This is a genomic window from Vibrio genomosp. F10 str. 9ZD137, from assembly GCF_049974785.1.
Taxonomy (GTDB): domain Bacteria; phylum Pseudomonadota; class Gammaproteobacteria; order Enterobacterales; family Vibrionaceae; genus Vibrio.
In genome coordinates this window covers 1-3,512 of sequence record NZ_JBNGCJ010000942.1, presented here as the reverse complement: position 1 = coordinate 3,512, position 3,512 = coordinate 1, and the positions used below count along the sequence as shown (strand labels likewise).

The window sequence follows — 3,512 nt, the reverse complement described above, 5'->3', positions numbered from 1 at the left end:
AATCATAGCGGCTATGACACCACAGATAAGGCACCCAAGAAGAAAAGGGGGACCCATGGTGTTCATTTGGTGCATTAGAAATGCCCAGCTAAGCTCGAAATGAAAAGCTTCAGTTGGAACGTTCATGACCAGTGCTCCGACTTTATAAGCGCAATAAAACAATACGGGCATGGTGATGGGGTTGCTTATCCAGACCAAGGCAACAGAGAGAGGAAGATTCACACCACAAGATATTGCTAGGCCAGCGGCTAAAAGCATTTGGCTAGGTAAAGGGACAAACGCCATGAACAAGCCAACGGCAAAGGCTCCCGCAGCTGAACGGCGGTTTAAACACCAAAGATTAGGGTTATACAGAACACTGCCAAAAATTTTTAGTGCCTTCTGACGCTTAATTACGCTGTGGTCAGGCATAAAACGTTTGATGAATTTTCTTGGCATAGGAAAATATGACTCTCTTAATAAATTACTGGACGTTATCTTCGTTCTCTATAACGGTTTTAAGTTCTCCGTTTTGGCCATCTTTGCCTGACTGGAAGTGGTCTATTATCTCCATTATGTGTGTAATCGCATCTATCAAGTATAGAAGGTTACGGCCGTCCTTTGGTATTTCCCTTGCAGTATTCACGGTGTTAATAGAAGGACATCAACTACAACAACATCAGAATGTCATTTTCAAACACGGTGTGGATATTACCATAAATGCTCGAATTGACAGCTTTTTTAAGCAAATACGTCACGGTTATGAGGGGACGGTTTTAGTCAGTACAATCAATGGCCAAAGATTGTCATTTTTTGAACAGCCGACAATACGCCTTGTTAGCCCTATGCCTTTAAAATTGGGCGATACTCTTCAGGCTAATGTTATCGTAAAGCCTATTTATGGACGAAAAAATGAGTACGGTTTCGATATCGAATCCCACTATTTGGTCAAGGGCTGGGTCGCTAGGGGGACCATCAAATCGGATCGTTCTTATGTCGTAACTAGCCAACGCTCATACCGCCAAACTCTTTACCAACGGACACTCGATTATGTCGACCAAAGTGCGGTTAAAGGTCCAATCATGGCCTTGGTCTTTGGTGAGAGGTTGTTTCTCACGAAAACTCAGTGGCAAAATTATCGAGACAGTGGCCTGAGCCACCTCATCGCTATATCCGGTTTACATATCGGAGTGATGTTTGTAGTTGGTTTTTATATTGGAAAGGTGTTAAGTCGGATTTCCCCCTCACTTCTTTGGCTCCCCTGGCTGGTGGGTAGCATACTGGCGATTGGGTATGCATGGCTTGCTGGCTTTAGTATTCCAACCCAACGGGCGTTAGCAATGTGTGTGACAGGATCGTTGCTGCTTGTGGCGAGCAATAGGCAACCGTTACTCAAAAAGCTGCTGATTACAATGTCGATTGTTTTGGTTTTCTCTCCATTTTCAGTGTTATCGAGCAGTTTCTGGTTATCCTTTTATGCGGTCGCTATGGTCATTTACACCTTAAGCCAGCCTAAAGTTAATGGAAGTCAGTTTTTATCAACACTGAAAATTCAGGTCTTGATTGTGCTTTGGATGGTGCCCATTACCGCAGTGCTGTTTAGCGGGTTCAGTGCCAGTAGCGTAATTTACAACAGCCTATTCATTCCTTGGTTTAGTGTTGTCGTTATACCGTTTACTTTTCTAGCCCTGTTTTTCACCATTCTGGATATTGGCCTTGCTGCTTGGAGTTGGCAAGTCGTGGAATTGGTACTTCTTCCAGTACATTGGAGCACCGATTATGCATCGTTCAGTTGGTTATCGCTCTCGCGCTTTCAAGTAGGAATGTTTATAGGCGTGTTTTGCTTCGCGTTTATTGGCGGCTATTTGAACCATAAAGCGAGAATACTGGTGGGCGGTATTTTGATTTGTGCTGCATTCTATGAATGGGACAAACCGAATCATTCCAATCAATGGCGTGCTGATGTGTTGGATGTGGGACACGGGCTTGCGGTGTTGATTGAAAAAGAGGGTCGGGCGGTGGTGTATGACACAGGTAACCGATGGGAGGATGGCTCTATAGCTGAATCCTTGATCATTCCGATTCTAAAAAGGCGAGGAATAAACCAACTAGACGGATTGATACTCAGTCACCTTGATGCCGATCACGCTGGTGGACGAGAAGAGCTGGAAAGACAGATGTTGCCTTTGTTCAAATGGTCGCCTCAGTCTTTAGGCGGTTATCAACCGTGCGTAAAGGGTATGGACTGGTTTTGGCAAGGTCTAAGGTTTGAGGTTCTATGGCCTATCTCTCAAGTAAAGAGAGCTTACAATCCTCACTCGTGTGTGATTCGCGTAACCGATGATAATGCCTCTTTTAGTCTGTTGCTGACGGGAGATATTGACGCAATGGTTGAGTGGTTACTTATCCGAGAGCCTAAAACATTAGTCAGCGATGTGCTTATTGTTCCTCATCATGGTAGCCGTACGTCATCAACCTCCAAGTTTATAGAGAATGTACAAGCCAAGGTTGCGATTGCTTCTCTGGCAAAAGGAGGTCGGTGGAATCTGCCCAATGAGTCGGTTGTCACTCGTTATCAAGAACATAATAGTGACTGGTTAGATACTGGCCAGCATGGGCAAATAACGGTCAAGGTGATTGACAATATGTGGCAAGTTTCGACGATTCGAGAAAGAGAAGGTACACGCTGGTATAGGCAGATGCTGCGTAACGGAGTAGAATAGAATCAATATTGCATTCAAAATTAAGCACTTTTATGTCGACAACTACAGATGAAACCACGCTGCAAACCTTTAAGCGATTATGGACTTATATTCGACTCTACAAAGCAGGTCTCGCTGTTGCCGTTGTCGCTCTAATTATTAATGCTGTCGCAGATACGTACATGCTTTCTTTGCTGAAACCGTTATTGGATGAAGGTTTTGGTAGTACAGGATCAGACTTTTTACGCATTTTACCCGTCATCATTTTTGGCATGATGGTGATTCGAGGTTTAAGCGGTTTTATTTCTACTTATTGTTTGAGTTGGGTATCTGGCAACGTCGTTATGCTGATCCGCCGTAAGATATTCCACCAGTTTATGCACATGCCCGTTTCATTTTTCGATAAAGAGTCGACAGGGGCTTTATTGTCTCGAATTACCTATGATTCTGAACAAGTGGCTGGTGCGACAAGCCGTGCTCTGGTGAGCATTGTACGAGAAGGGGCGAGCATTATCGGCCTGCTGACTTTGATGTTTTGGAACAGCTGGAAGCTTTCATTAGTGCTGTTTATTGTTGCTCCTTTCGTGGCTTGGGGTATCAGTATTATTTCTAAACGCTTTAGAAAAATATCGAAGAATATGCAAACCAGCATGGGAAGTGTGAGTTCCTCTGCGGAACAAATGCTTAAAGGGCACAAGGTTGTTCTGAGTTATGGTGGACAAGAAGTGGAGCGCGAACGCTTTGATAGTGTCAGTAATCAAATGCGTCAGCAGACCATGAAGCTCGTCGCTGCTCAAGCCGTCGCCAACCCAGTAATACAACTCATCGCCT

The 3,512-nt window shown here is 44.3% G+C and carries 3 protein-coding genes; 2 read left to right on the top strand and 1 reads right to left on the bottom strand.

Annotated features, from left to right (window positions below):
* Positions 1-438: DUF2062 domain-containing protein (locus ACP45E_RS20635; protein ID WP_069585489.1), on the bottom strand; the 438-nt coding region annotated here is incomplete at its 3' end.
* Between the two features lie 188 nt (positions 439-626).
* Between ACP45E_RS20635 and ACP45E_RS20630 the strand changes: the two genes are divergently transcribed.
* Both ACP45E_RS20630 and ACP45E_RS20625 read left to right on the top strand, forming a co-directional pair.
* A complete protein-coding gene (locus ACP45E_RS20630) occupies positions 627-2,702 on the top strand; it encodes a DNA internalization-related competence protein ComEC/Rec2 (protein WP_241824360.1) in 2,076 nt (691 codons plus the stop codon).
* Positions 2,703-2,734: 32 nt separating this feature from the next.
* Positions 2,735-3,512, top strand: a 778-nt coding sequence (locus tag ACP45E_RS20625) for an ABC transporter transmembrane domain-containing protein (RefSeq protein WP_241824359.1), incomplete at its 3' end; no start/stop codon positions are given.